General features: G+C 69.0%; 16 protein-coding genes. 5 read left to right on the top strand and 11 right to left on the bottom strand.

The window, feature by feature from the left end; translation table 11 throughout:
* Positions 1-21: 21 nt before the first annotated feature.
* The 9 genes from RXV79_RS14515 to rpoN form a co-directional block, all read right to left on the bottom strand.
* Complete coding sequence (locus tag RXV79_RS14515; protein ID WP_316698467.1) at positions 22-3,504, bottom strand: response regulator; 3,483 nt, start codon at positions 3,502-3,504, stop codon at positions 22-24.
* Positions 3,505-3,520: 16 nt separating this feature from the next.
* Entirely contained in the window at positions 3,521-4,477 is a 957-nt protein-coding gene (locus RXV79_RS14510; protein WP_316698465.1) for a glycosyltransferase family 4 protein, read from the bottom strand.
* Positions 4,474-5,454 carry a glycosyltransferase family 2 protein gene (locus RXV79_RS14505; protein ID WP_316698462.1) on the bottom strand — a complete coding sequence of 327 codons (981 nt, stop codon included), beginning with the start codon at positions 5,452-5,454 and terminating at the stop codon, positions 4,474-4,476. Before RXV79_RS14505 ends, RXV79_RS14510 begins: the two co-directional genes overlap by 4 nt.
* The gene (locus tag RXV79_RS14500) at positions 5,451-7,241 is read right to left on the bottom strand and encodes a carbamoyltransferase family protein (protein ID WP_316698459.1); all 1,791 of its coding nucleotides are present in this window, start codon (positions 7,239-7,241) and stop codon (positions 5,451-5,453) included. Before RXV79_RS14500 ends, RXV79_RS14505 begins: the two co-directional genes overlap by 4 nt.
* 74 nt (positions 7,242-7,315) lie before the next feature.
* Positions 7,316-7,945 (bottom strand): cysteine hydrolase family protein, encoded by a 630-nt coding sequence (locus RXV79_RS14495; protein ID WP_316698457.1) that lies wholly within the window; start codon positions 7,943-7,945, stop codon positions 7,316-7,318.
* Positions 7,945-8,691, bottom strand: a complete 747-nt coding sequence (locus tag RXV79_RS14490) for an SDR family oxidoreductase (RefSeq protein WP_316698456.1) — start codon at positions 8,689-8,691, stop codon at positions 7,945-7,947. Before RXV79_RS14490 ends, RXV79_RS14495 begins: the two co-directional genes overlap by 1 nt.
* A gap of 59 nt (positions 8,692-8,750) precedes the next feature.
* Entirely contained in the window at positions 8,751-9,245 is a 495-nt protein-coding gene (locus tag RXV79_RS14485) for a hypothetical protein (protein ID WP_316698454.1), read from the bottom strand.
* Positions 9,245-12,061: an ABC transporter transmembrane domain-containing protein gene (locus tag RXV79_RS14480; RefSeq protein WP_316698452.1), complete on the bottom strand. Its 2,817-nt coding sequence runs from the start codon at positions 12,059-12,061 to the stop codon at positions 9,245-9,247. The genes RXV79_RS14485 and RXV79_RS14480 overlap by 1 nt, the downstream gene beginning before the upstream one ends.
* 31 nt (positions 12,062-12,092) lie before the next feature.
* A complete protein-coding gene (gene rpoN / locus RXV79_RS14475) occupies positions 12,093-13,526 on the bottom strand; it encodes an RNA polymerase factor sigma-54 (RefSeq protein ID WP_316698450.1) in 1,434 nt (477 codons plus the stop codon).
* A 225-nt stretch (positions 13,527-13,751) separates the two neighbouring features.
* On the opposite strand from rpoN, the gene RXV79_RS14470 reads away from it, so the two are divergent.
* On the top strand, positions 13,752-16,214 hold the full coding sequence (locus RXV79_RS14470; RefSeq protein ID WP_316698448.1) for a hybrid sensor histidine kinase/response regulator: 2,463 nt from the start codon (positions 13,752-13,754) through the stop codon (positions 16,212-16,214).
* Positions 16,215-16,352: 138 nt separating this feature from the next.
* Positions 16,353-17,759, top strand: coding sequence for a sigma-54-dependent transcriptional regulator (locus RXV79_RS14465; protein WP_316698446.1), 1,407 nt, complete (start codon positions 16,353-16,355; stop codon positions 17,757-17,759).
* Positions 17,760-17,766: 7 nt separating this feature from the next.
* Here the strand turns inward: RXV79_RS14465 and RXV79_RS14460 are convergent, their stop codons facing one another.
* Positions 17,767-18,750 carry an SDR family oxidoreductase gene (locus tag RXV79_RS14460; RefSeq protein ID WP_316698445.1) on the bottom strand — a complete coding sequence of 328 codons (984 nt, stop codon included), beginning with the start codon at positions 18,748-18,750 and terminating at the stop codon, positions 17,767-17,769.
* A 304-nt stretch (positions 18,751-19,054) separates the two neighbouring features.
* Between RXV79_RS14460 and RXV79_RS14455 the strand changes: the two genes are divergently transcribed.
* Both RXV79_RS14455 and RXV79_RS14450 read left to right on the top strand, forming a co-directional pair.
* Positions 19,055-20,455 (top strand): sigma-54-dependent transcriptional regulator, encoded by a 1,401-nt coding sequence (locus RXV79_RS14455; RefSeq protein ID WP_316698444.1) that lies wholly within the window; start codon positions 19,055-19,057, stop codon positions 20,453-20,455.
* A gap of 61 nt (positions 20,456-20,516) precedes the next feature.
* A complete protein-coding gene (locus tag RXV79_RS14450) occupies positions 20,517-20,969 on the top strand; it encodes a PA2169 family four-helix-bundle protein (RefSeq protein WP_316698443.1) in 453 nt (150 codons plus the stop codon).
* 69 nt (positions 20,970-21,038) lie between these two features.
* Here RXV79_RS14450 and RXV79_RS14445 read toward each other — a convergent pair whose 3' ends face one another.
* Positions 21,039-23,429: a penicillin-binding protein 1A gene (locus tag RXV79_RS14445; RefSeq protein ID WP_316698442.1), complete on the bottom strand. Its 2,391-nt coding sequence runs from the start codon at positions 23,427-23,429 to the stop codon at positions 21,039-21,041.
* Positions 23,430-23,582: 153 nt separating this feature from the next.
* Between RXV79_RS14445 and RXV79_RS14440 the strand changes: the two genes are divergently transcribed.
* Positions 23,583-24,617, top strand: a complete 1,035-nt coding sequence (locus RXV79_RS14440; RefSeq protein ID WP_316698440.1) for an NAD(P)H-dependent flavin oxidoreductase — start codon at positions 23,583-23,585, stop codon at positions 24,615-24,617.
* The last annotated feature ends 8 nt before the right edge of the window (positions 24,618-24,625 follow it).

The raw sequence follows: 24,625 nt of genomic DNA, 5'->3' as shown, positions 1-24,625 counted from the left end.
GGGCTGGGTGCTCGGTTGGTGTCACTTGGGCATCCACACGCGCACCAGCGACAGGAGTTTCTCCACGTCGAGCGGTTTGGCGATGTAGTCGTTGGCACCGGCGGCCAGGCAGCGCTCCTGGTCGTCGCGCATGGCCTTGGCAGTCAGCGCAATGATGGGCAGGCGCTTCCAGGCCGCGTCTTTGCGGATCTCGCGCATGGCGGTGAGGCCATCCATCTCCGGCATCATGATGTCCATCAGCACGAGGTCGATGGGAGCCTGCTGCGGCTCGCGCGTCTTGGCCAGCATGTCGAGCGCCTCGCGCCCGTTGCGGGCCAGCACCACGCTCGCGCCGCGCGGCTCCAGCACGCTCGTGAGCGCGAAGACGTTGCGCACGTCGTCTTCCACCACCAGGATGCGGCGACCTTCGAGCGTGCTGTCGCGGTCGCGCACGTTGCGCAGCATCTGCTGCATTTCGGCGGGCAGGGCCGACTCCACCTGGTGCAGGAAGAGCGTCACCTCGTCGAGCAGGCGCTCGGGCGAGCGGGCGTCCTTGATGATGATCGAGCGCGAGAAGCGGCGCAGCTGCTGCTCTTCGTCCGAGCTCAATGAGCGGCCGGTGTAGACGATCACCGGGGGGAAGGCGCCGTCGCCTTTGTCGTCTTGCTCGGCCATGCGCTCCAGCAGCGAATAGCCGCTGAGGTCGGGCAGGTTGAGGTCCATCACCATGCAGTCGAAGGTCGTGCCCTTGAGCGCGTCGAGCGCCTGGGCGCCGGTTTCGACCGAGGTGATCTGCACGCCCTCCACGTTGCGCAGCAGGTGCTCGATGCTCTCGCGCTGGCGGGCGTCGTCTTCCACCACCAGCACGCGGCGGATGCCCTGCGAGAACTTCGCCTCCAGCCGCTGCAGCGCCTCGATGATCTGCGAGCGTTTCACCGGCTTCAGGTCGTAGCCGAGCGCGCCGCGCTCCAGCGCCTCGTGGGTGTAGTCGGCCACCGAGAGGATGTGCACCGGGATGTGCCGCGTCTGCGCGCTGTGCTTGAGCTGGTCGAGCACGCCCAGGCCGGAATGGTCGGGCAGGTTCATGTCGAGAAGGATGGCGCGCGGCCGGTACATGGCGGCTGCGGCCAGGCCGTCGCTTGCGGTGTGCGTGACGACGCACTGAAAGCTCATCTCGCGCGCCAGGTCGCGCAGGATCAGCGCGAAGCGCGGGTCGTCTTCGATCACGAGCACGGTGCGCGAGTTGACGGTGAGGCTGGCGCGGTCGTCTTCGATCTGCGGCGCGGCCGGCGCGCGAGGCGCGGCGTGGGAGACGTACTGCGGCGGCGTCTCGGCCACGGGCGCCGGCGCCGGTGGGCGGGGCGCCATGGGCACGCCGTTCGAGCGTGCGTCAGGCAGGTGCAGGGTGAAGACGCTCCCGCGCCCTGGCGTGCTCTGCACGGTGATGTCGCCGCCCAGCAGGCGGGCGAGGTCGCGCGAGATCGAGAGCCCCAGCCCGGTGCCACCGTACTTGCGGTGGGTGCTGCCATCCGCTTGACGGAAGGCTTCGAAGATCAGCTCCTGCTGGCTCTCGGCGATGCCGATGCCGGTGTCGTGCACCGCGAAGGCCACGCCGCCGGCTTCGCGCGAGACGCGCAGCGAGACTTCGCCGCTTTCGGTGAACTTGAGTGCGTTGGAGAGCAGGTTCTTGAGGATCTGACCGAGGCGCTGCCCATCGGTCTTCAGGTGCGAGGGCACGTCTTCGCCGATGCCGAACGAGAGCGCCAGCCCCTTCTGCTTCGCCTGCGGCTCCAGCGCTTTGACGAGCCCTTCGACGGCGGCCGCGAGCGGGATGTTCTCGACATGCACCTCCACCTTGCCGGCCTCGATCTTCGAGAGGTCGAGGATGTCGTTGATGAGCGTGAGCAGGTCGTTGCCGGCACCGGAGATGGTCTGCGCGTACTTGACCTGTTCTTCGCTCAGGTTGCCGTGCGGGTTGTCGGCGAGCAGCTTGGCGAGGATGAGCGTCGAGTTCAGCGGCGTGCGCAGCTCGTGGCTCATGTTGGCAAGGAACTCGGTCTTGTAGCGGCTTGCGCGCTCCAGCTCGTCGGCGCGCTGCTGCAGCGTGGCCTGCGCCTGCGCCAGCTCGTCTCTCTGATTCTCGAGCAGAGTGGTCTGGGCCGAGAGCTGCGAGTTGGTCTGCTCCAGCTCGGTCTGCTGCACTTCCATCTGCGCCTGCGAGGCCTTGAGTGCGCGCTCCTGCTCTTCGAGCTCTTCGTTGCTCACGCGCAGTTCTTCCTGCTGCGCCTGCAGCTCCTCGGCCTGGCGCTGGGTCTCTTCCAGCAGCTCTTCGAGCTGCGAGCGGTCGCGCGAGGCGCGCACGGCGATGGCGAGTTGCTCGGAGGCTTCGGCCAGCAGCCGGCGCTGCGGCTCCGACACCGGCTGCAGGAAGCCGAGTTCGATCACCGCCTGCACCCGGCCGTAGATCACCGCCGGGGCGATCAAGAGCTCGCGCGGCGAGCCCTGCCCGAGGCTGGAACTCACCCTCAGGTAACCCTCGGGCACGTCGACGACGTGCAGCAGGCGCTTGTCTTTCGCGGCCTGGCCGAGGAGCCCGTCGCCGGGTTGAAGCGTCTCGGGGCGCTCGCCGGGGTCGACGGCATAGGTGGCCACGCGCTGCAGCCGGCCGTCGGGCTCGACGGTGTAGACGGCGCCGACCTTCGCGCCGAGGTAGTTGGCCAGAAAACCGAGCACGTTCTGGCCCAGCACGTCGAGCCGCTGGTCGCCTTGCAGCGTGCCGGCAAGCGATGCTTCTCCCGCGCTCAGCCACAGCTGGCCTTCGCGGGCCAGGTGCTCGCGCGAGGAGCGGTATGCGGAATACAGGATGAGCGACAGCAGCACGGCCGCCGCCGCCCAGGTGACGAAGTTGGAGTACTCGACGGCCGTCTGCCAGCGCTCCTGCTGCGTAGACAGGCGGCTGCGCTCCTCCTGCTCGATGTCGTTGACCACCGTGCGGATGCGGTCCATCGTCGAGCGCCCGCGGTCGGAGCGCACCATCGCGATGGCGCCTTCGCGGTCGCCGTTGCGGGTGAGCACGATGGTCTGTTCCATCTCGGCGAGCTTGTCGGCCACCAGGCGCTCGAGCGTGTCGGTGCGCTGCAGCTGGGCCGGGTCGCGCTCCATCAGCTTGCGCAGCGCCTCCAGCCGGGCCGACACCGAGGTCTTGCCTTCGATGTGCGGCGCGAGGTAGCTCTCCTGGCCGGTGAGCAGGAAGCCACGCTGGCCGGTCTCGGCGTCTTTCATGCTGCCGATGACCGTCTGCAGCTGTTCGATGACCTGGTTGGTGCGGGCGATGCCTTCAGCGGCCTTGCCGCGCGTTTCCATCACCTGCTGCCAGACGATGGTGATGAGCACGACCGCCAGCGCCTTGACGATGTAGAGCAGGAGCGTGGCCGGCGGCAGGGGCAGTTTGAGCCCGGGCCGCCATCCGGCTGGGGAGGGCGACGGGTCGCGGGGGGCTGGGCTGCTCATCGGGGTCGCGCTCATGAGTGTCTTGTGATTTTTAACTCGTGGCTTCGTGGAACACGCGCATCCAGTCGTCGACGAATCGCCCGATGTGGAAGCGCTCCTGTGCAGTGCGTCGGCCGGCTTCACCCAGGCGCCGCGCCTCGGCAGGGTTGGCCATCAGCTCGCGCATCGCCGCGACGAGGGCGTCGACGCGGGTGTCGATGATGCCATTGCCTCCATTCCTGATCACGGTGCTCAGCTCCGTGGTGGCCAGGCCGACGATGGGCGTGCTGGCCATCATGGCCTCGATGATGGCCAGGCCGAGGCTCGTGTAGCGGATCGGGTTGAAGAAGAAGCGGTGTGCGGCCATGCGCTTGGGCAGCTCGTGGTGCGAGACCTCGCCCGCGCCGCCGCAGCGCTCGCTGCCCATGCCCACGAGCGTGAGCGGCACCTGTGGCGCGACCTGCTGGTAGACGTCCAGCCCCAGGCGGCGGCCACGGCGGTCGAGGTTGTTGACGACCACCAGCCCGCGCTCGATCTCGCCCGTCCAGGGCACGCTCGCGAGCGGCTTCACGCCGTGCTCGACCACCCGGCTGGGCGTGCGCCGGTTGTCCCACATCAGCTGGTTGAAGTGCGTCACGTGCACCAGCAGCACGGCCGGGTCGTCCACCCAGTGCGGGGTGTCGGTGGGGTGCTGCTGCGGTGGGTCGTGCTCGAGGTAGAGACGCGGCAGGCGGCGCTGGGCCTCCGAGAGGATGAGGTGCTGCTCGCGCTCCCATGCGTCGCGCGACTGGAAGAGGATCGCATCGAAGGGCATGCCGGCGATCTGCTCGACCGGCGCTTCGTGCACGTTGTCGCCCCAGGGCAGGATGCCGCTTCGCCCGCTGTGGTGCGTGGAACGCTCGGCGTCGGTCACGAGGTAGAAGTCGTGCGGCACCTGCGTGAGGTAGTAGAGATAGTTGCCGTGCACATGCCAGGTCAGGATGCGCAGCCGGCGCTTTGGCGTGTTCACAGGAAGAGCACCCTGAAGTGGATGGCGCCGCGCAACCGCCAGTAGACCGAAAGGAAGGGGATCAGCGCCGAGGTGGCCAGCATCTCCAGCACATGGGGCAGCCGGTGGCTGGTGTCTCGCAGCCGCTCGAAGGCGAGGTGCAGCACGAGCACCACCATCACCGCCAGGCTGCCCATCGCCCACTCGATCTGGCGGAAGAAGAGCAGCACGAGTGCGGCGAACGCGAGCGCCACGATCAGGTAGTAATTCCACGGCGGCACCGGGCGGATGCGCTCGCGGTAGAGCCGCGGGTGCTTCTTGTAGAGCAGCGCGTCGTAGAAGGTGTTGCGCTGCTGCGAGAGGCTCAGGCCCCAGGGCGCCGAGCGCACGGGGTGCACGACCTCGGCGCGCGCGCTGCGGCCCACGTGGCCGACCTCGGCCATGAGGCGGAACTGCAGATCGGAGTCTTCTCGCCAGGCGCGGGCGAAGCGCTCGTCGAAGCCGTTCACCTTCTCGAGTGCCCAATGGCGCACGAAGGCATTGGCCGTCACGAACTCGGCCTTGGCCAGGCCAGCCGTCATGCGCGCATGGTCGGTGGTTTCGCCCGGGATGGGCACGCTGACGCGGCCGCACATCGCCACCCACTCGGGGTGCTTGGCCATCACCCGTTCGCCTTCGGCCAGCCAGTCGCGGGCGGGCACGGTGTCGTCGTCGGTGAAGGCCACGAGCGCACCGCGCGCCGCGCGCCAGCCTACGTTGCGCGCGACCGCCGGGCCACGGCCGATGGGCGGGCGCAGGTAGCGCAGCTCGGCGGCGAGCGGGGCACCGTTGATGAGCGACTCGACGAGGTGCTTCGTCGCGTCGTCGTGCCCGTCGTCGACCACGATCACTTCGTAGGCGTCGGTCTCGAAGCGCTGGGTCAGGACGGACTTGAGGCAGCGCAGCAGGAGCTGCGGGCGTTTGTAGGTGGGAATGACAACGGAAATTCTCGGCGTCATGTGCTTGGCTGCAGGCTTGGCTTTTCGACGAGGAAGCTGCCGATGGAGAGTGCATCGAGCGGTGTGCTGAAGAACGCCTCGATCGCCGCCTTGGGCGAGCACACGATGGGCTCGCCGCGCACGTTGAACGAGGTGTTGACCAGCACCGGCACGCCGGTCTTCTTGCCGAAGGCCTTCAGCAGCGCATGGAAGCGGGGGTTGGTGTCACGATTGACCGTCTGCACGCGGGCCGTGCGGTCGGTGTGGCAGGCCGAGGGAATGCGCTCTGCGGCACCGGGTGCGAGGTCGTAGATGAAGAGCATGAAGGGCGACTGGCCGCCGTTGGCCTCGGCCGGGCGGAACCAGTTGCCCAGTTCTTCTTCAGGCACCGCGGGCGCCACCGGGCGGAAGTCTTCGCGGTCCTTCAGTTCGTTGAGGCGGGCCTGCATGGCCGGGTCGATGGGCGAGGCGAGGATGGAGCGCGCGCCGAGCGATCGCGGGCCGAACTCCATGCGGCCCTGGAACCAGCCGACGATGCGGTTGGCGGCCAGCAGCTCGGCCGTCTCGGCCGCGAGGTCTTCACAGCGGCGGTAGGGCAGCTTGGCCCACTTCAGCAGCTGCTCGATCTCGTCGTCGCCGTAGGCGGGGCCGAGGTAGGGGTGATCCATCTGCCAGCGGCGGGGGGCGAAGGTGTTGACCGCCTGCTCCTTCGCGTCGGTGGGCGCCAGGCCGCGGCGCTCGCGAGCGTCGACCCAGAGTGCCGCGCCGAGGCCGGTGCCGGCGTCGCCCGCGGCGGGTTGCACCCAGATGCCGTCGAAGATGCCGCTGTCGCGCAGGCGGGCGTTCATCACGCAGTTGAGCGCCACGCCACCGGCCATCGCGAGGTAACGCTCTCCGCTGGCTTCACGCAGCCAGGCGCACAGCTCGATCACCACGCTTTCGAGCACGTCCTGCAGCGAGGCGGCAAGGTCGAGGTGCGCCTCGGCCATCTGGCTGCCGGGCTCGCGCGCCGGGCCCGCGATGGCGGTGAGGTCGATGGGATCGATGGTGTACTGGCCGTCGGCCCCGATGTGGATGGCGTCGCGCAGCCGCCTGGCGAAGCGCGGTGTGCCGAGCGCGGCGAGCGCCATCACCTTGTACTCGTCGCTTGAATGCAGGAAGCCGAGGTGCGTGGTCATCTGCTCGTAGAGCATGCCCAGCGAATGCGGCATCAGCACCTCGCCCATCGGCTCGTAGCGGCTGTCGCGGTGGCGGCCGTAGGTGGTGGTGGCGTGCTCGCCGCGGCCGTCGAGCGTCATCACCGCGCAGCGCGGGTAGGGCGCGGCGAGGAAGGCGCTCGCCTGGTGGCAGGTGTGGTGGTTGACGAAATGCCAGCGGTAGGGCGCGCTTGTGGCTTTCACACCGCTCAGCCGCTTGCGCAGGTGGTGCGGCCAGCCATCGGCGAGCTGGCGCGGTGCGTTGACGATGTAGGCGGCGAAGAGCGGGTCCCAGGGGCTTTCCCAGTCGCCGTGGTCGGCGGCCGAGGGCTCCAGCGGCAGCGTGATCGTGGGGGCGTGGCGCTCGCCGAGGAAGGTCTTGGGGTCGTAGCTGTAGGCCACGTGGTCGACGTCGGCGAGCGTCACGCCGGCCTGCTGGAGGCAGAAGTCGATGGCGTTGAACGGCAGCTCCCAGGCCGAGAACGGCACGGGGCGCTTGCCATGCTTGATGCGGGTGAAGCGCTCTTCTTCGGCCGCTGCGACCACCACACCATCCACCACCAGGGCAGCCGACGAATCGTGAAAGGCGGCATTCAGCCCGAGCGTGATCATGGATGGAGAAGCTTCCTGATGGCGTGCCTGCCACGAGCGGCAAGCGAAAACGATTCAGGCAAACGGTGTGCCGCTCAGGCGCGCGGCGGGCGCGAGGACGAGCGCCGCACGTCGGCCTTGAGCACGCGTTTCATGTAGGCGAGCGCGGCCTTCTTGGCCGGTTCGCTTTCGGCGGCGGTGCAGTCGGCCGGCACCCACAGCTCGTAGCCGCGCAGCGTCGCGTCCATCGCGGTGATCTGCACGCAGATGTCGGCAGCAAGGCCGGCGAGCACCAGGGTGCGGGCGTGCATCTGTGACAGCACGAGGTCGAGCGGGGTGGCAAAAAAGGCCGAATGGCGCGGCTTGAGCAGCACCAGGTCGTCGGGCCCCGGGGCGAGCCACTCGGCCATGCGGCCGGTGGCGCCAGGCCGGGTGGCGCAATACGTGAGGATGTCGTGGAAGTCGGAGCGCCACACGCCGTAGTTGTCGTTGGCGTAGATGGTGGGCACACCGTCTTGTGCCAGGCGCGCCTTCAGGCGCTTCGTGGCGCGGGCGGCGGCGAGCGCCGGCGCGGCGAGCTGCTCTCCGCCGTCGAAGGCCAGTGGGTTGATGAAGTCGACCAGCAGCAGAACCGTCGCGCTGCGCGGCAGGCGCGTGCCGCCGCCATCGACTGCGAACGCCGGGCGCCGCGGCGTGCGCGTCTGCAGCGTGCCGCGTGTGGCCATCAGGGCCAGGAGGTCTCGCGCATCGGCAGCACCGTGATCTCGGGGATCACGGTCTCGTCGGGCTGCGTGAGCACGAAGCGCACGGTGCGGGCCACGTTGAGCGGGTCTTGCAGCACGCCGGGGTCGATGTCGGGGAAACGGTCGAGCAGGAAGGGCGTGCGCATGCCGCCCGCCACCACCGCCGAAACCTTGATGCCTTGCGGGCGCAGCTCGGCATGCAGCGCATGCGAGAGGCCGAGCAGCCCCCACTTGGTGGCGTGGTAGGCCGCTGCGTTGGGCCAGGCGCGTTTCGAGGCGGTGGAGGCGATGTTGACGATGTGGCCCCCGCCACCCTTGGCCGTCTTCGGGCCCATCGCGGCCGCGGCGTGCTTGGCCATGAGGAAGGGGCCGGTGAGGTTGGTCTGCACCACGCGCTCCCAGTCGGTGCTGGTGAGCTCGGCGATGGGCACGGTGATGTCGATGGCCGCGTTGTTGATGACCGCGTCGAGCCGGCCGAAGCGCTCGCGCGTGGCCGAGATCACCTGGCGCACCTGCTCTTCGTCGCCCACGTCGAGCGGCATGGCCAGCGCCTTGATGCCGCTTTCGGCGAGCACGGCCACGCGGTCTTGCGCACGTTCCAGCGCCAGGTCGGCGATGACGAGAAGGGCGCCTTCTTCGCCGAGCACCTGCGCAATGGCTGCGCCGAGGCCGCGGCTGCCGCCGGTGATGATGATCGTTTGGCCTTGCAGGCTGGGGGTGTTGGACATGAGGTCTCCCGTTAGTGGAATGAGCTGACGCAAAGGAGCAGGCGGCGTGCCGCTTCCGCTCAGTCCACCCAGAGCTGGCGGTCTTTCAGCAGGGCCGCGTGGCGCTCCTTCGCGATGGCACGCAGGTTGGCCGCGACGGCGGTGGCGAAGGCTTCGTCCCACCAGGCTTCGGCGCCGCTCACGCCGACGACGATGCCGTCGAGGCACACGCTGCCCCAGAGCATGCTTTCGCCCTCGCGCAACGCATGCGCGCGTGCCGACTGCAGCTCGGCGCTGCCCGTGCGGTGCTGCCACGACAGGCGCGCCTTGCCGCGGGCGAAGGCGGCATAGTCGGCGTCCCACTTCGTGCGGTCGCCGATGCAGTGTTCGAGCAGCACGGCGTCGTCGAACGGGCAGTCGCCCGGGTGCAGCGCCGGGTCCATCACCACGATCACCAGGAAGCCGCTGCCGCACACGCCGGGCTCGCGCATCGCGGGTTCGATCATGGGTAGCGCCATCTGCACCGCGCGTTGGGCGGCGGCGCGGTCGGCGAAATAGCTTCCGGTGGTGCTCATCAGTGGATCTCCGGTCTGGGGGATGCAGGAGGCGGCATGCCGGTGGGCGGCAGGGCTCCCGGCGCCGAGTCGCCGCCGTGGCGGCCGGCGAGGTTGAAGAGGGTCTGGATCAGCTCGTCGGGCTCGACCGGCTTGACCAGGTGCACCTGGAAGCCGGCCATCAGCGCGCGCATGCGGTCGCCGGCTTCGGCCAAGCCCGTGAGTGCGATGGCGGGCATGCTGCGATCGAGCGGCACGTGGCGCTCCTCTTCGAGCTGCCGCACCTGGCGCATCACGGTGTGGCCATCTTCTTCGTCGAGCATGATGTCGCACACCAGCAGGTCGGGCCATTGGCCGCTCGGGTGGCTGGCCAGCCACGAGAGTGCATCGTGGCCGCGGCCGAACGACAGCACCTCGGCACCCTGCACCGAGAGCACCATGCCCAGCGCTTCGCGTGCATCGGCGTTGTCGTCGATCACCATGATCGAGAGGCCCTGCAAGGGGTCGGCCGGTGTGTGCATCGGGGGCTCTTCGCCCCTCGCCGGCGCGGCGGGCTCGACGGTCACCGCCCTGAGCGGCAGCTCCATCACGTAGCGCATGCCCTTGACGGAGCCGGGCGGCTCGATGTGGAAGGTGCCACCCTGGCGCTCGAGCGTGGAGCGCAGCTCCATCGGGTCGACCGGCGTGTCGGTGCCGTGCGGGCGCTGCCAGTCGCTCGCCGCCAGGTGGGGCGACGACGCGGCATCGCGGCCGTCGGTCACGCTCAGGCGCACGCGGCCCTCCACGCGGTCGAGCTTGATCGCCACGCGGCCGCCCACCGGCGTGGCGTCGAGGGCCCAGACGCAGACCTCGCGCAGCGCCTGCGCGAGTGTGGTGGGGTCGCCGGTGACGCTGGCGTTGTCGATGTCGACATCGGTGTAGAGCCGCACCTGGCGTGCGTCGATCGCTTCGCGCAGCCCGTCGATCGCGTTTGCCACCAGCGCCACGAGGTTCACCGGCTGGCGCGCCAGCTGCCGCTCCAGGCGCTCGAACTGCGCCTGCTGGCGTTGCAGGCTCCACAGCTGGGCGTAGAGGCCGCCGTGGGCGAGCAGGTCGTCGTGCTTGCCGCGCTCGACGATGCGGCCCTTGTCCATCACCACGATCTCGTCGGCGTTGACGATGGTGGAGAGCCGGTGCGCGATGACGAGGGTGGTGCGGCCTTCGGCGATGCGGTCGAGTTCGCTCTGGATGGCGCGCTCGGCGCGGGTGTCGAGCGCGGAGGTGGCCTCGTCGAAGATCATGATCGGCGGGTTCTTGAGAAACGCGCGTGCGATGGCGATGCGCTGCTTCTCGCCGCCCGAGAGCTTGAGCCCCCGTTCGCCGACGGTCGTCTCGTACTGCTGCGGCAGCGAGAGGATGAACTCGTGCACCTGCGCGGCCTTGGCCGCTTCGATCACATCGGCCATGCCGGCGCCCTGGCGGCCGTAGGCGATGTTGTAGGCGATGGTGTCGTTGAAGAGCACCGTGTCTTGCGGCACCACGCCGATGGCCTCGCGCAGCGAGCCGACCGTGGTGTGGCGGATGTCCTGCCCGTCGACGGTGATGCGGCCTTGGTTCACGTCGTACAGGCGCAGCAGCAGGCGCGCGAGCGTCGACTTGCCCGAGCCGCTGCCGCCGACCACCGCCACCGTCTGCCCGGCGCCGATGGTGAGCGAGGCGCCGTAGAGCACCTGGCGGCCGGCCTCATACGAGAAGTCGACGTTCTCGAAGCTGACCACGCCTTCCTTCACCTGCAGCGGCGGCGTGCCAGGCTGGTCGGCAATGTCGGGTCGCTGGTCGAGCAGGTTGAAGAGCTTCTCGGTGTTGACGAGTGCATCGCTGGCCTCGCGAAACACGAAGCCGAGCGCATTGAGCGGCATGCAGATCTGGATCACGTAGGCGTTGACGAGCACGAGGTCGCCCACTGTCATCACGCCGCGCACCGTCTGCTCGGCGGCAAGCATCATCACCGCGGCCACGCCGCCCGCGATGATGGCGCTCTGGCTGATGTGCAGGCCCGAGAGGGCGCGCTGGTTGTGCACGCTGCCGCGCACCCATTCGTCGCAGATCTCGGCGTAGCGGCGGCGCTCGTAGTCTTCGCGGGCGTAGGTCTTGACGGTCTCGTAGTTGAGCAGGCTGTCGACCAGCCGGCCGTTGGCGCGCGAGTCCATCTCGTTGACGCGGCGCTGGCGCAGCTCTCGCTTCTGCGTGAGCCCCATCGTCACCGCGCCGTAGACCACGAAGGTCACCATGATGATGAGCGTGAACCACAGGCTGTAGCCGCTGGCCATCACCAGCAGCACGCCGACGAATTCCACCAGCGTGGGCACCACGGTGAAGAGCCCGGCACCGAGCAGGAAACCCACGCCTGCGGTGCCACGCTCCACGTCGCGGATCAGCGAGCCGGTGTTGCGCTGCACGTGGAAGCGCGGGCTCAAGGAGAGCAGGTGCGAGAAGGCACGCTGCGACATCGCGATCACCGTGCGCCGCGTCACGGGAGCGAACACCAGGTCGCGCAGCTCGGTGAAGAGCGTGCCGGCGAAGCGCAGCAGCGCATACGACAGCAGCAGGAAGACCGGGATCACGAGCACGATCTGCCCGGCGGGCAGGTCGGGCGCAGCGCTTTGCGGCACGCTTTGCGCCAGCCCTTCGGGGCGGCTGAACTGGTCGACGATGGCTTTCAGCAGCAGCGGCACGCACACCGTGGCCACCTTCGCCAGCAACAGCAGGCCGATGGCCGCCAGCGTGCGGCGACGGTAAAGCCAGGCGGCGTCCCAGAGGCCGGCAAGGACGCGGCGGCGGTTGTGCGAAGGGGTCATTGCGCCTGCCGCGGCAAGCGCGGTGCCCGCCTCAGGTGCCGTTGCGCCGCCGCTCCACCGGCTCCACCTTCAACAGGTGGCGGTACTTGGTGACCGTGCGGCGCGCCACCACGAAGCCTTGCTGTGCGAGCTGGCGGGTGATCTCGGCATCCGACAGCGGGTTGTCGGGCTTCTCGTTCTCGATCATGTCCTTGATGAGCCCGCGGATCGCGGTGCCCGAGAACGCGGTGCCGCTCGTGGCCGTCATCGCGCGCGAGAAGAAGTACTTGAGCTCGAACACGCCGCTCGGCGTGGCCATGTACTTGTTGTTGGTGACGCGCGAGACGGTCGACTCGTGCACGCCCACCTCCTCGGCGATCTCCTTCAGGCCCATCGGCTTCATCGCGAGCGGCCCGTAGTCGAAGAAGTGGTGCTGGCGCTTCACGATGGCTTGCGCCACGCCGAGGATGGTGGCGAAGCGCTGCTCCACGTTGCGCAGCGTCCAGCGGGCCTCGCGCAGCTGCGAGGCGAGCTCGGGGTGCTGCGCCTGCTGGTGGCGCTGGAACATCTCGGCGTACACGCGGTGCAGCCGCACCTTGGGCACGATGGCGGGGTTGAGCGACACCGTCCAGTTGTTGCGCACCTTCTTCACGATCACGTCGGGCGTGATGTAGCGGATGTCGGCCGAGCCGAAGCGCCACCCGGGGCGCGGGTCGAGGCGGCGGATGCGGGCACAGGCCGCGGCCACTTCGTCGACCGGGCGGCCCAGTTGCTTGGCGAGCGTTGCGGCATCCTTGTGCGCGAGGCTCTCGAGTTTTTCCGACACGAGGAGGCGCACCAATTCACGCTCACGCGCGTCCTCGATGCCGTCGAGTTGCAGCAGCAGGCACTCGACCACGCTGCGCGCGCCCACGCCGGCAGGCTCGAGCGACTGCACGCGCTTGAGTGCGATCTGCAACTCGGGCACGGTGACGGCGGGGTCGAGCTCGATCACGGGGATCAGCTCGGAGAGGTCGTCCATGCGCAGGTAGCCGTCGTCGTCGAGCGACTCGACGATGGCCTCGGCGAGCAGCATGTCGCGCGGCGGGATGGGCAGCACATGCAACTGGCGCAGCAGGTATTCGCTGAGCGAGGTCTCGGCGGCCACGCGGTTCATCGGCGAGGCGTCGAGGTCGTCGCTGCGCGGGGTGTCGGACGGGCCGGCGGTCTGCCAGCTGTCCTGGGCGTCGCCACCCTCGTCGGCCATGGTGACGGCCGGCGCTTCCAGGGCGTCGGCATGCGTGGCCTCGGGCAGCGGCATGTCGGGCGCGGCGGCGGCAGCTTCGTCGGGCGCTTCGTCGTCCACCGTGTCGAGGAAGGGGTTGCTGTCGACGGCGGCCTGCACTTCATGCGCGAAATCGAGCGACGACAACTGGAGCAGGCGCACCGCTTGCTGCAAACGCGGCGAAAGCCCTTGCTGCTGGCGTTGCTCGGTATGCAAGTACATCGAGGTCATTGAAAGCCGTGTGAGAGCCAAAGATGGGCAAGCCTCAATGCAACGACCGTGCCTTGGCGGCGGCGGGCCCGGCGTGACGGGCGGCAGGCCCCGTGATTGCTCGCGCTGCGGCGTTCGCGGCGCGGCACGCCGGGTGGCGCGCCGGCGGAAGACTTTTCCGGTCACCGGCAGCTTTTGCAGCAAACGGCGTGCCGCTGCGCGCGAAGGCGGGTGGCGATGAAGGTCTCGCTGCGCACCGCCTTCGTGGCCATGCTGCTCGTGGCCACGGTGCCCGTGGCCCTGCTCATGTCGTACCTGCTGCTGGAGAAGATGCGCAGCGAGCAGCAGCGTCTGCGCCTCGACCTCGACCGCGAGGCCCAGGTGCTGGCCGAGGCCGTCGAGAACGAAATGCAGGCGACGATCGAGGCGCTGCGCATCGTGGCGCTCTCCGAATCGCTGCGGCATGGCGACGTGCGTGACTTCGAGCGTGCCATCGCCGGGCGTGGGCCGCTGCGCAGCGGCTGGAAGGGCAGCTTCCTCACCGACACGCGTGGCCTCGTCATCTTCGACACCACGGGCGCTGCGCGTCGCGGCACGCTGCCCCCGGTGCCAGGTTTTCGCCAGATGCTGTGGGACGAGAAGCCGCTCGTCAGCAACCTGCTCCAACACCCGCCGAGCGGGCAGGCCGCGACCGTGATCGCGATTCCCGTGGTGATCGATGGCAACCTGCGCTTCGGGCTCGGCGTGTGGGTGTCCTGGGCCGCCTGGCAGGTGATCGTCAAACGCTCGGCGCCGAGCGAGGGCTACAGCGTGCTCTTCGACCGCGAGCGGCGTGTCATCGCACGCTCCACCGACCCGCAGCACGTGGGCAAGCGCCTGCCCGACACGGCTGTCCCCGGCGTGAGCACGGATGCCGCAACCCGCAGCGTGCTGCTCGCCGGCTGGGGCGTGCGCCGCGACATGGCCACGGCGCCGGTGGCGGCCGGGCAGATCCGCTCCATCGGCATCGCCTGGGCCACGGCGGCGGCCTGCCTGCTGCTGGGTGTGACGATGGCGCTGCTGCTCGCGCGGCGCATCCGGCGCCCGCTGGAGGCACTGGCGCGCGACGGTGGCGCGGCCCGTTTGGGCACGGTGCACGTGCGCGAGATCGCGGCGCTGCGCGACGCGCTGCAAGCCTCGCACGAGCGAGACCAGGCGGCGCGCGATGTGCTTCGGCGCAAGGCCGACGAATTCGAGACGCTCTTCAACAGCTCACCCATCGGCCTCGCCTTCGCGCAGGACCGCGACTGCGAAAACGTGCTGCGCAACGCGACGATGGTGCAGCTCTTCGGCCGCCGCGGCGGTGACGCGGAGCCGAGCGTCTTCCACGAGGGGCGGCCGGTGCTGCCCCACGAGATGCCGCTGTGCGTGGCCGCGCGCACCGGCCAGGCGGTGGCGGTGACGGAGCTGGAGATCCGCGCGCCGCACCGGCCGGTGGTGCACGCCATTGCCAACGCCGTGCCGTTGCGCGATGCGCAAGGGCGCCCGCGTGGCGCCATCGCCGCCATGGTCGACATCAGCGCGCGCAAGGAGGTCGAGGCCCAGCTCGTGGAAGCGCACGAGCAGCTGAAGGCCGCCAGCCAGTCGAAGGATGAGTTCCTCGCCATGCTGGGCCACGAGCTGCGCAACCCGCTGAACGCGATCTCGACGGCGGTGGAGGTGCTGCACCACGGCGAGATGCCGGACGCCAAGGCGCGCAGTGCCCGCGGCATCATCCGCCGCCAGACGCTGCACCTCTCGCACATGATCGGTGACCTGCTCGACATGACGCGCATCCTCTCGGGCAAGGAGCGCTTGGTGTGCGAGCCGATGGATCTCGCACTGCTCGTGCGGCGCACGCTCGACATGCTCACGATCACCGGCGACACCTCGCGGCACCCCATCGAGCGCCAGCTCGACGAAGCGTGGGTGATGGCCGATGCGTCTCGCCTGGAGCAGGTGGTGACCAACCTCGTGGGCAATGCGATCAAGTACACGCCGGTCGGGCGGCGCATCGGCGTGGAGGTGCGCGCACAGGAAGGCGAGGTGATCTTCAGCGTGGTCGACGAGGGCGACGGCATCGCGCCGGACCTGCTGCCACGGGTGTTCGATCTCTTCGTGCAGGGCGAGCGCACGCTGGATCGCAGGGCCGGAGGCCTGGGCATCGGGCTCTCGCTCGTGAAGCGCCTGGTGGAACTGCACGGCGGCACGGTGAGTGCCGCCAGCTCGACTGCGGGCTCACGCTTCGAGGTGCGCCTGCCGCGGGTGGAGGCGGCACGCGCCGCGCCGGCACACACCGACAGCGCCGTGCGCCCGGGCCTTCGCGTGCTGGTGGTGGAAGACAACCCCGATTCGCTGCAATCGATGTGCGACCTGCTGCGGCTCGACGGCCACAAGGTGAGCGGCGAGAACACCGGCACGGCGGGCCTGGAGACGCTGCTCGCCGAATGGCCCGATGTCGCCATCGTCGACATCGGCCTGCCCGGCCTCAATGGCTTCGAACTGGCGCTCGCCGCGCGCTCGCGTGGCTACGCGGGGCGGATGATCGCGGTCTCGGGCTACGGGCAGAACGAAGACGTGCAGCGTGCGATGAGGTCGGGCTTCGACTTGCATGCCGTCAAGCCGGTGGATGCGCAGCAGCTGAGACGCTGGCTGCGCGACGGAGCACACATGCATGCGTGATGCGATGGGCAAGACGCTAAGAGCAAACCGCGTGCGCGAGGGCGATGACCCATCAACGCGCGGGGGCTTGCGATTTCCGTTGAAGCGTGAGAGTGAGCCGCCTAGAGTCGGGTGGAATCGAATGAAGTCGGAGACTGAATGAGTCGCGTGCTGGTGGTGGAAGACGATGTGGATGCGGCTCGCATGATGGCGGCGCTGGTGGCGGAGGCGGGTTTCACGGTGGCCACGGCGCAGAGCCTGCGTGAGGCCCGGCGCCACATCGCGCTCGACCCACCTGAGCTCGTGCTGCTCGACCTGCAACTGCCCGATGGCAGCGGCCTCTCGCTCTTCGACGACCCGCAATCCATCGCCAACACGCAGGTCGTGCTCATCACCGGCCATGCCTCGCTCGAGACCTCGATCGAAGCGCTGCGCCTGGGCGCGGCCGACTACCTCATCAAGCCCGTGACCGCGCGCCAGCTCGAGGGCATCCTCTCGCGCATCATCCAACCCAAGGCGCTCGAAGCCGAGCTGCAGGGCCTCACCGACGAGTGGAAGCGCAGCGGCCGCTTCGGCCACCTGTGGGGCCGCTCCACGCCGATGCAGCGCATCTACGAGCAGATCGCGCGCGTGAGCGGCACGGCGGTCACCGTGCTCATCACCGGCGAGAGCGGCACCGGCAAGGAACTCGTCGCGCGCACGCTGCACGACCTGAGCCGGCGGCGCAACGCCCCGTTTCTTGCGGTGAACTGCGGCGCGATCTCGCCGCAGCTCATCGAAAGCGAGATCTTCGGGCACGAGAAGGGCAGCTTCACCGGCGCCGAGCGCCAGCACCAGGGCTTCTTCGAGCGCGCCAACGGCGGCACGCTCTTCCTCGACGAAGTGACCGAGATGCCGCTTGCGCTGCAGGTGAAGCTCCTGCGCGTGCTGGAGACCGGCACCTTCATGCGCGTGGGCTCCACCGTCGTGCAGGAGACCGACGTGCGCCTGGTCGCCGCCACCAACCGCGACCCGATGGAGGCGGTGAAGGCCGGCAAGCTGCGTGAAGACCTGTTCTACCGGCTCAACGTGTTTCCGATCGCGCTGCCCACGCTGCGTGAGCGGGGTGGCGATGTGGAGCTGCTCGCCGAGCATTTCGTGGCGGAGGTGAGCAGCCGCGAAGGCGCGGTGAAGACCTTCTCGCCCGGCGCACGGGCCAAGCTGCTGCGTTACCGCTGGCCGGGCAACGTGCGCGAGCTGCGCAACGTGGTACAGCGCAACTACGTGATGACCGAAGGCAGCGTGATCGGCGAGGAGTGGTTGCCGGTCAACGGGCCCGAGCGCGAGGCGATGTCGGTGGCGCTGAGCGGCGACGAGCTGCGCATCCGCATCGGCACCTCGATGGCCGAGGCGGAGCGGCAGCTGATCCTCGCCACCATGCGCTACTACAACCACCACAAGGAGCAGGCCGCGGCCGTGCTCGGCATCAGCCTGAAGACGCTTTACAACCGTCTGAAGGAATACTCGGCCGAGGAAGCGGCGGCGGCGCTGCGGCAGGCCGAGGCCAGCAGCAGCGCGCCGGACTGAGGGCCGGCTATTCGGCCCCGACGCTGCCCGTGATGGGCAGCACGATGCCCGTGATGTAGCTTGCACACACCGGCGACGCGAGGAACACGTACGCCGGTGACAGCTCTTCGGGCTGCGCGGCGCGCTTCATCTGCGTCTGGCTGCCGAACTCGGCGACCTTCTCTGCCGGCTTGTCGGCCGGGTTGAGTGGCGTCCATACCGGGCCGGGCGCCACCGCGTTGACGCGGATGCCCTTGGAGATGAGGTTGCTCGCGAGCGACTTGGTGAAGGCGTGGATCGCGCCCTTGGTAGCCGAGTAGTCGAGCAGCTGCGGGCTGCCCTCGAGCCCCGTCACCGAGCCGGTGTTGATGATGCTGGCACCTTCTCGCAGGTGCGGCAGCGCGGCGCGGGCCATGTTGAAGTAGCCGTGCACGTTGGTGCGCAGGGTTTCGTCGAGGCGCTCGTCGGTGATGTCTTCCAGCGAGGCTGCATGCTCCTGGAAGGCGGCGTTGTTGACAAGGATGTCGAGCTTGCCGAAGGCCTGCACGGCTTGGTCGACCGCCTTGCGGCAAAAAGCGGGGTCTTTCACGTCGCCCGGGATCAGCACGCACTGCCGGCCTTCGTGCTCCACGTGGCGCTGGGTCTCTTCGGCGTCTTCGTGCTCGTCGAGGTAGACGATGGCCACGTCGGCGCCTTCGCGGGCAAAGAGCACCGCCACCGCACGGCCGATGCCGGAGTCGCCGCCGGTGATGAGTGCGGCCATGCCCTGCAGCTTGCGGCTGCCTTCGTAGTCGGGCGCGAGAAAACGCGGCTTGAGTTCGAGATCGGCTTCGAGCCCGGGCTTCTCGAGGTGCTGCGCGGGCAGCTTGCCGGGCTGCTCGCGAAGGCCGGCCTGCACGGGCTGCGATTCCTTCTGCTTCGCTTCGGGTTTGGCGGCCTTGTCGCGCTCGTCCTGGCTGCGCTGGATGTCGCGCTGCTTGTGCACGGTGGGTTTGTCTCGGGGTTCAGGCATGCAGGCCTCCGTGAAATGGGGTCATTGGGGAGATGCCGGCATGTGAAATCGGCGGCAAATCTTTCCGTTTTTTGAAAGCGGATGTGGTTGCCGTGTAAGCGGATTCCCACAAGCAAATCGGCACGCCCTGACGCGGCTTTCTGCACACATTGGGCAAGATGAAGCCTTCGACACGACGCATATCTGTCACGACAACAGCGCCGCGATCCAGGCCACAAGACTGGCTTCGCGGACAAAGGAGACCACGCGGCAATCCCTACCGGGTTGCCTCTCCAACCGATTCAGATGTACTGGAGCAAACGGAATGCCACACGTCCTGGTTATTGACGACGACAGCGATTCGGCCGAAACCCTGGCCATGCTTGTTGCCACCGAAGGAATGACCGTCGCCACGGCGGGCTCGCTTCGCGACGCACGCCGCCAGATCGCGCTGCAACCGCCCGATCTGATCTTCCTCGACCTCGTGCTGCCCGATGGCAACGGCCTCGAGCTGCTGGAAGACACCCGCTCCATGCCGCAGACCGAAGTGGTGCTGGTCACCGGGCATGCGAGCCTCGACACCTCCATCCAGGCGCTGCGCCGCGGCGCGGCCGACTACCTGGTCAAACCCGTCGCCCCCCAGCAGCTGCAGAAGCTGATTTCGCGCATCAGCGCGCCGTGCCCGCTCCAGCACGAAGCGCAGGAGCTCGAAGCCAAGCTGGAAAAGGAAGGCCACTTCGGCGCCCTGTGGGGCCGCTCGCCGGTGATGCGCCGTGTGTACGAGCAGGTGATGCGTGTGGCCTGCACCAACGTCACGGTGTTCGTGACCGGCGAGAGCGGCACCGGCAAGGAGGTCGTGGCCCGCACGGTGCACGACCTCAGCCGCCGCCGCGCCCGACCCTTTCTTGCCGTCAATTGCGGTGCCATTTCCCCGCAGCTGATCGAAAGCGAGATCTTCGGCCACGAGAAGGGCAGCTTCACCGGCGCCGACCGCCAGCACCAGGGCTTCTTCGAGCGCGCGAGCGGTGGCACGCTCTTCCTCGACGAGATCACCGAGATGCCGCTCGACCTGCAGGTGAAGCTCCTGCGCGTGCTCGAGACCGGCACCTTCATGCGCGTGGGCTCGACGACCGTGCAGCAGACCGACGTGCGCCTCGTCGCCGCCACCAACCGCGACCCGATGGATGCGGTGAAGGCCGGCAAGCTGCGTGAAGACCTGTTCTATCGCCTGAATGTCTTCCCGATCGCACTCTCGCCGCTGCGCGAGCGCGCGGAAGACATTCCGCTGCTGGCGCAGCACTTCCTCGACCAGATCTCCAAGCGCGAAGGTCAGCGCAAGCAGTTCGCGCCCGCCGCGCTGCAACGCCTGTCGGCCTACAAGTGGCCCGGCAACGTGCGTGAGCTTCGCAACATGGTGTGCCGCGCCTACGTGATGGCCACCGACACCCTGATCCACGACGCCTGCCTGCCGGGCGATCCTGTACAGGCCGCCGGCGTGTCGGACAAGCCCGCGGTGCCGTCGCTGACCATCCAGGTCGGAACAGCACTTGCCGAGATCGAACGCAGGGTGACGCTTGCAACGCTGGAGCACCTTGGCAACCACAAGGAAAAGACCGCTGCAGCGTTGGGCATCAGCCTGAAGACCCTCTACAACCGGCTGAAGGAGTACGCAGCCTTGCCGGATGGCACCTTGGCCAACCAGACGGCCGTGGAGGAGGGGCACTAGGGCCCGCGGCGAATCGCTTCGTGGCGGGCCTCCTCTGGCAGTACTGAAAGGAGAAATGCCCATGAGTCACGATGACATCGTCGATACCTTGAACGACCTGATCGAAACCTCGAAAGACGGCGAGCTCGGCTTCACCGCGTGCGCCAAGCACGTGAAGTCGAGCGACCTGCGCAACCTCTTCCTGCGCCGCGCCGAGGAATGCCGCGCGGCCGCCGGCGAGTTGCAGACACTGGTGGTCGAGTACGGCGGCAAGCCCGACGCCGGCGGTTCGGCCACCGGCGCGCTGCACCGTGGCTGGGTGGCGGTGCGCGGCTCGCTCTCGGGCTACAGCGACCACGCGATGCTCGAAGAGTGCGAGCGAGGCGAAGACGCTGCGCTTGCCCGCTACCGCGCCGCACTGAAGGAAGAAGCGCTGCCCGAGTCGGTGAGGGCGGTCGTCGCGCGCCAGCAGCTTGGCGTGCAGGCCAACCACGATCAGATCAAGCGCCTGCGGGACATCGACAAGGCGGCTTGACGGTCGCACTGCAACGAAAAGGCCGGCATCATGCCGGCCTTTTTCATGGTGCGTTGGTGAGGAAGCGGTTCAGCGCGTGACCGACATGGCCGCGCCGGCGGCCGAGCCTGACGACGACCACGCCTCGCGCCGCCCGATGGTCTGGATGAGCTGATCGAGCTCCTGCGAGGTCTTGGGCGGCGCATCTTCGGGCGGGGCGGTGTCGGGGTTGGTGTCGGGCTGCACTTCCAGCCGGGCGATGGACGCGCCCTCACGCTCGTCGGCCACGGCCGGCCAGCTGGCCATCACGGCCTGCGGCGTCTGCGGGCTCGCGAAGCGCGCGCGGGCGTCGACCAGACCGCTACGCAGCGCGTCGCGGAAGAAGTCGCCCACCAGCAGGATGGCGTTGTGGCCGCCCTGGCCCCAGTAGTTGCTGCGCATCGCCACGCGCGAGTCGTTGAACCCGACCCACGCGCCGGCCACCAGGCGCGGGTGCATGAGGATGAACCAGCCGTCGGTGTTGTTCTGCGTGGTGCCGGTCTTGCCGGCCACGTCGGCCTGGGTGATGCCGAACCGCGTGCGCACCATGGTGCCGGTGCCTTGCGTGACCACGCCGCGCAGCATGTCGACGAGCGTGACCGCGGTGTCGGGCGACATCGCGCGCCGTGGTGACGAGCCGAACTCGGCGATGACGCGGCCTTCGCGGTCGCGTATGCGCTTGATGACGAGCGGCTCGCGCCGCACGCCTTCGTGCGCGATGGTGGCGTAGGCGTTGACCATCTCCAGGAGCGTGACCGGGCTCGTGCCCAGCGCAAGCGAAGGCACCGGGTCGAGCCGGCTCTGGTTCACGCCGGACGCCTTGGCCAACGCCACCACGCGGTCGACGCCCACGTCCTGCATCACCTGCGCGGTGACGATGTTGCGCGAGTGCACGAGCCCGTCGCGCAGCGTCATGGGCAGGCCGCTCGGGGCCGTCATGTCGGTGGGCTTCCACACGCTGCCATCGCTGCTGCGGATCTCGACGGCCTGGTCGAGGTAGGCGCGCTGCGGGCGGATGCCGCCTTCGAGCGCGGCGCCATAGACCAGCGGCTTGAAGGTGGAGCCCGGCTGGCGCGCGGCCTGTGCGACGTGGTCGTATTGGTCTTGTGCGAAGTCTCGGCTGCCGACCCAGGCCTTCACCTCGCCGGTGGTCGGGTCCATCGCCACGAAACCGGCTTCGAGTCGCGTCTTGCGGGCCTTGAGGGACGAGAGCCATTCCTTGTCGGACAGCAGTTCCCGCACGGCCTGCGCTTCGCTGGCGCCGCCGTCCACCGCGCGGCGGAACTCGGGCGTTTCGCGCACCGCGGCGGCCAGCAACTCCGGGCGCTGCTTCCAGAAGTAGCCGAAGGGCTCGGCGCGGCGTGGCAGGCGCGCGCCGTTGAGCGAGGTCTCCACCAGCTCGGCCTGGCTCCACTCGACGTTGGCGATCTGCTGCAGGGCTTCGGTCTGGCGGGCCACGGCCTCCTCGGCGGCGCGCTGCAGGTCCATCTCGAGCGTGCTCTCGATCACCAGGCCGTCGGCGTACAGGTCGTGCCCGGTGGTCTCGGCCCAGGCCAGGAGCCACTTGCGCGCATGGCCGCTGAAGTGCGGCGCGGGGCCGGGTGCGTCGGCGTAGCGGTTGAGGCTCACTCGCAGCGGCTGCGCGGCGAGTTGCCGCAAGCGTGCAGCTTCCAGCGAGCCGCGCTTTTGCATCTGCGCGAGCACCAGGTTGCGTCGCTCGCGGGCGCGCTCGGGGTTGAGCACCGGGTTGTAGTAGCGCGGGCCCTTGAGCATGCCCACGAGCGTGGCGCTTTCCACTTCATTCAGTTCCGAAGCGGGCTTGTTGAAATAGGTGTGCGCGGCCATCTCCACGCCCACCGCATTGAAGAGGAATGGCGCAGTGTTGAGGTAGGCCTCGAGGATTTCGCGCTTGCTGTAATGCTGCTCGATGCGCAAGGCCGTCACCAGCTCCTTGAGCTTGCGGTGCAGCGAGCGGCTGCGGCCGATCTCCTCGGGGAAGAGGTTGCGCGCCAGCTGCTGCGTGAGCGTGGAGCCGCCTTGCGTGCGGCCGATGCAGGTGTTGTAGAGCGCCGCCACGAGGCGCTTGTAGTCGACACCGCCGTGCTCGTGGAAGCGGTGGTCTTCGGTGGCGAGCAGGGCCTGGATGAGGTGCGGCGACACCTCGTCGACGGTGACGCGCTGCGACGGCCCGCGGCTGAAGGTGGCGAGCGTCTCGCCATCGGCCGAGAGCAGCACCGAAGGGCGCGCCGAGGTGACTTCGCGCAGGTCCTGCACGCCGGGGGCGTTGCGCGCGAGGTGGGTGAGGTAGGCGGCACCGGCCGCGGCGGCCAGGAGCGCGCTTCCCAGGCCCGCCCAGAGGGCGATGCGGGCGGCATGCCATCGCCTGGCGTGCGGCGCTCGTGAAGGAGAGGGCTGCGGTGGGTCGATCTCGGGCGGTGGCATGGCCGGCATGGTGATGCGGCCGGTGCGCGAAAGCTGTAGGACGGCGGGCCATCACGCGGTCAGCGGCGCTCGGCTTTTGCGCCGACGCTGTCGTGACGGCAGGGGTACGATGAAGCGCATCCCATCTTGACGACGCCCAGAGGAACACGACCCATGCCCATCCAAGACCTGCTCAAGACCGAGCTGCCCATCATCCAGGCGCCGATGGCCGGTGTGCAGACGAGCCGGCTGGCCATCGCGGTGATCGAAGCGGGTGGCGTGGGTTCGTTGCCCGCGGCCATGCTCGCGCCACAGGCGCTGCAAGACGAGCTGAAGGCGCTGGCCGCGCACGGCGGCACCTGGAACGTCAACTTCTTCGCCCACACCAACCCCGCGCCCGACAACGTGCGTGAAGCCCGGTGGCGCGCGCGCCTCGCGCCCTACCACGCCGAGTACGGCATCGACATCGACAAGGTGCCCGCCGGTGCCGGCCGCAACCCTTTCAGCAGCGAGATCGCCGACCTCATCGAGCCCTTCAAGCCGCCGATCGTGAGCTTTCATTTCGGGCTGCCCGCGCCTGAGCTCATGAAGCGTGTGCGCAGCTGGGGCTCGCGCATCCTCTCGTCGGCCACCACGGTCGATGAGGCGCTGTGGCTGCAGGAGCACGGTGTCGACGCTGTGATCGCGCAGGGCCTGGAGGCCGGTGGTCACCGGGGCCATTTCCTCGACCACGACCTCACGCGCCAGCAAGGCCTGATGACGCTGCTGCCGCAGATCGTGCAGGCCGTGCGCGTGCCGGTGATCGCGGCGGGCGGCATCTCGGATGCCAATGCCGTGAAGGCCGCGATGGCGCTCGGCGCCTCGGCGGTGCAGGTGGGCACGGCCTACATGCTCTGCCCCGAAGCGCAAACCTCGGCGCTGCACCGAGCGGCGCTGCGCAGCCCGCAGGCCCGCCACACCGCGCTCACCAACCTCTTCACGGGCCGGCCGGCGCGCGGCATCGTGAACCGGGTGATGCGCGAAGTGGGGCCGCTCTCGCCCGATGCGCCCGAGTTCCCGACGGCCACGGCCGCCATCGCACCGCTGCGTGCGGCGGCCGAGGCCCGCGGCATCGGTGACTTCACGCCTCTGTGGTCGGGCCAGCGCGTGGGCAACCTCGAGGGCGTGGATGCCGGCACGCTCACCCGGGCGCTTGCACGAGGCTTGTGACGCTGCCC

Origin of the sequence: Piscinibacter gummiphilus (genome assembly GCF_032681285.1) — a bacterium.
GTDB lineage: Bacteria > Pseudomonadota > Gammaproteobacteria > Burkholderiales > Burkholderiaceae_C > Rhizobacter > Rhizobacter gummiphilus_A.
The sequence above is the reverse complement of the archived record's forward strand: the minus strand, read 5'-3'. Positions and strand labels throughout refer to the sequence as shown.

What these genes read in the sequence shown, in the direction of transcription:
- RXV79_RS14515 (WP_316698467.1), bottom strand. Translation starts at nt 3,504, where the DNA reads ATGAGCGCGACCCCGATGAGCAGCCCAGCCCCCCGCGACCCGTCGCCC.
- RXV79_RS14505 (WP_316698462.1), bottom strand. Translation starts at nt 5,454, where the DNA reads ATGACGCCGAGAATTTCCGTTGTCATTCCCACCTACAAACGCCCGCAG.
- RXV79_RS14500 (WP_316698459.1), bottom strand. Translation starts at nt 7,241, where the DNA reads ATGATCACGCTCGGGCTGAATGCCGCCTTTCACGATTCGTCGGCTGCC.
- RXV79_RS14495 (WP_316698457.1), bottom strand. Translation starts at nt 7,945, where the DNA reads ATGGCCACACGCGGCACGCTGCAGACGCGCACGCCGCGGCGCCCGGCG.
- RXV79_RS14490 (WP_316698456.1), bottom strand. Translation starts at nt 8,691, where the DNA reads ATGTCCAACACCCCCAGCCTGCAAGGCCAAACGATCATCATCACCGGC.
- RXV79_RS14485 (WP_316698454.1), bottom strand. Translation starts at nt 9,245, where the DNA reads ATGAGCACCACCGGAAGCTATTTCGCCGACCGCGCCGCCGCCCAACGC.
- RXV79_RS14480 (WP_316698452.1), bottom strand. Translation starts at nt 12,061, where the DNA reads ATGACCCCTTCGCACAACCGCCGCCGCGTCCTTGCCGGCCTCTGGGAC.
- rpoN (WP_316698450.1), bottom strand. Translation starts at nt 13,526, where the DNA reads ATGTACTTGCATACCGAGCAACGCCAGCAGCAAGGGCTTTCGCCGCGT.
- RXV79_RS14470 (WP_316698448.1), top strand. Translation starts at nt 13,752, where the DNA reads ATGAAGGTCTCGCTGCGCACCGCCTTCGTGGCCATGCTGCTCGTGGCC.
- RXV79_RS14465 (WP_316698446.1), top strand. Translation starts at nt 16,353, where the DNA reads ATGAGTCGCGTGCTGGTGGTGGAAGACGATGTGGATGCGGCTCGCATG.
- RXV79_RS14460 (WP_316698445.1), bottom strand. Translation starts at nt 18,750, where the DNA reads ATGCCTGAACCCCGAGACAAACCCACCGTGCACAAGCAGCGCGACATC.
- RXV79_RS14455 (WP_316698444.1), top strand. Translation starts at nt 19,055, where the DNA reads ATGCCACACGTCCTGGTTATTGACGACGACAGCGATTCGGCCGAAACC.
- RXV79_RS14450 (WP_316698443.1), top strand. Translation starts at nt 20,517, where the DNA reads ATGAGTCACGATGACATCGTCGATACCTTGAACGACCTGATCGAAACC.
- RXV79_RS14445 (WP_316698442.1), bottom strand. Translation starts at nt 23,429, where the DNA reads ATGCCACCGCCCGAGATCGACCCACCGCAGCCCTCTCCTTCACGAGCG.
- RXV79_RS14440 (WP_316698440.1), top strand. Translation starts at nt 23,583, where the DNA reads ATGCCCATCCAAGACCTGCTCAAGACCGAGCTGCCCATCATCCAGGCG.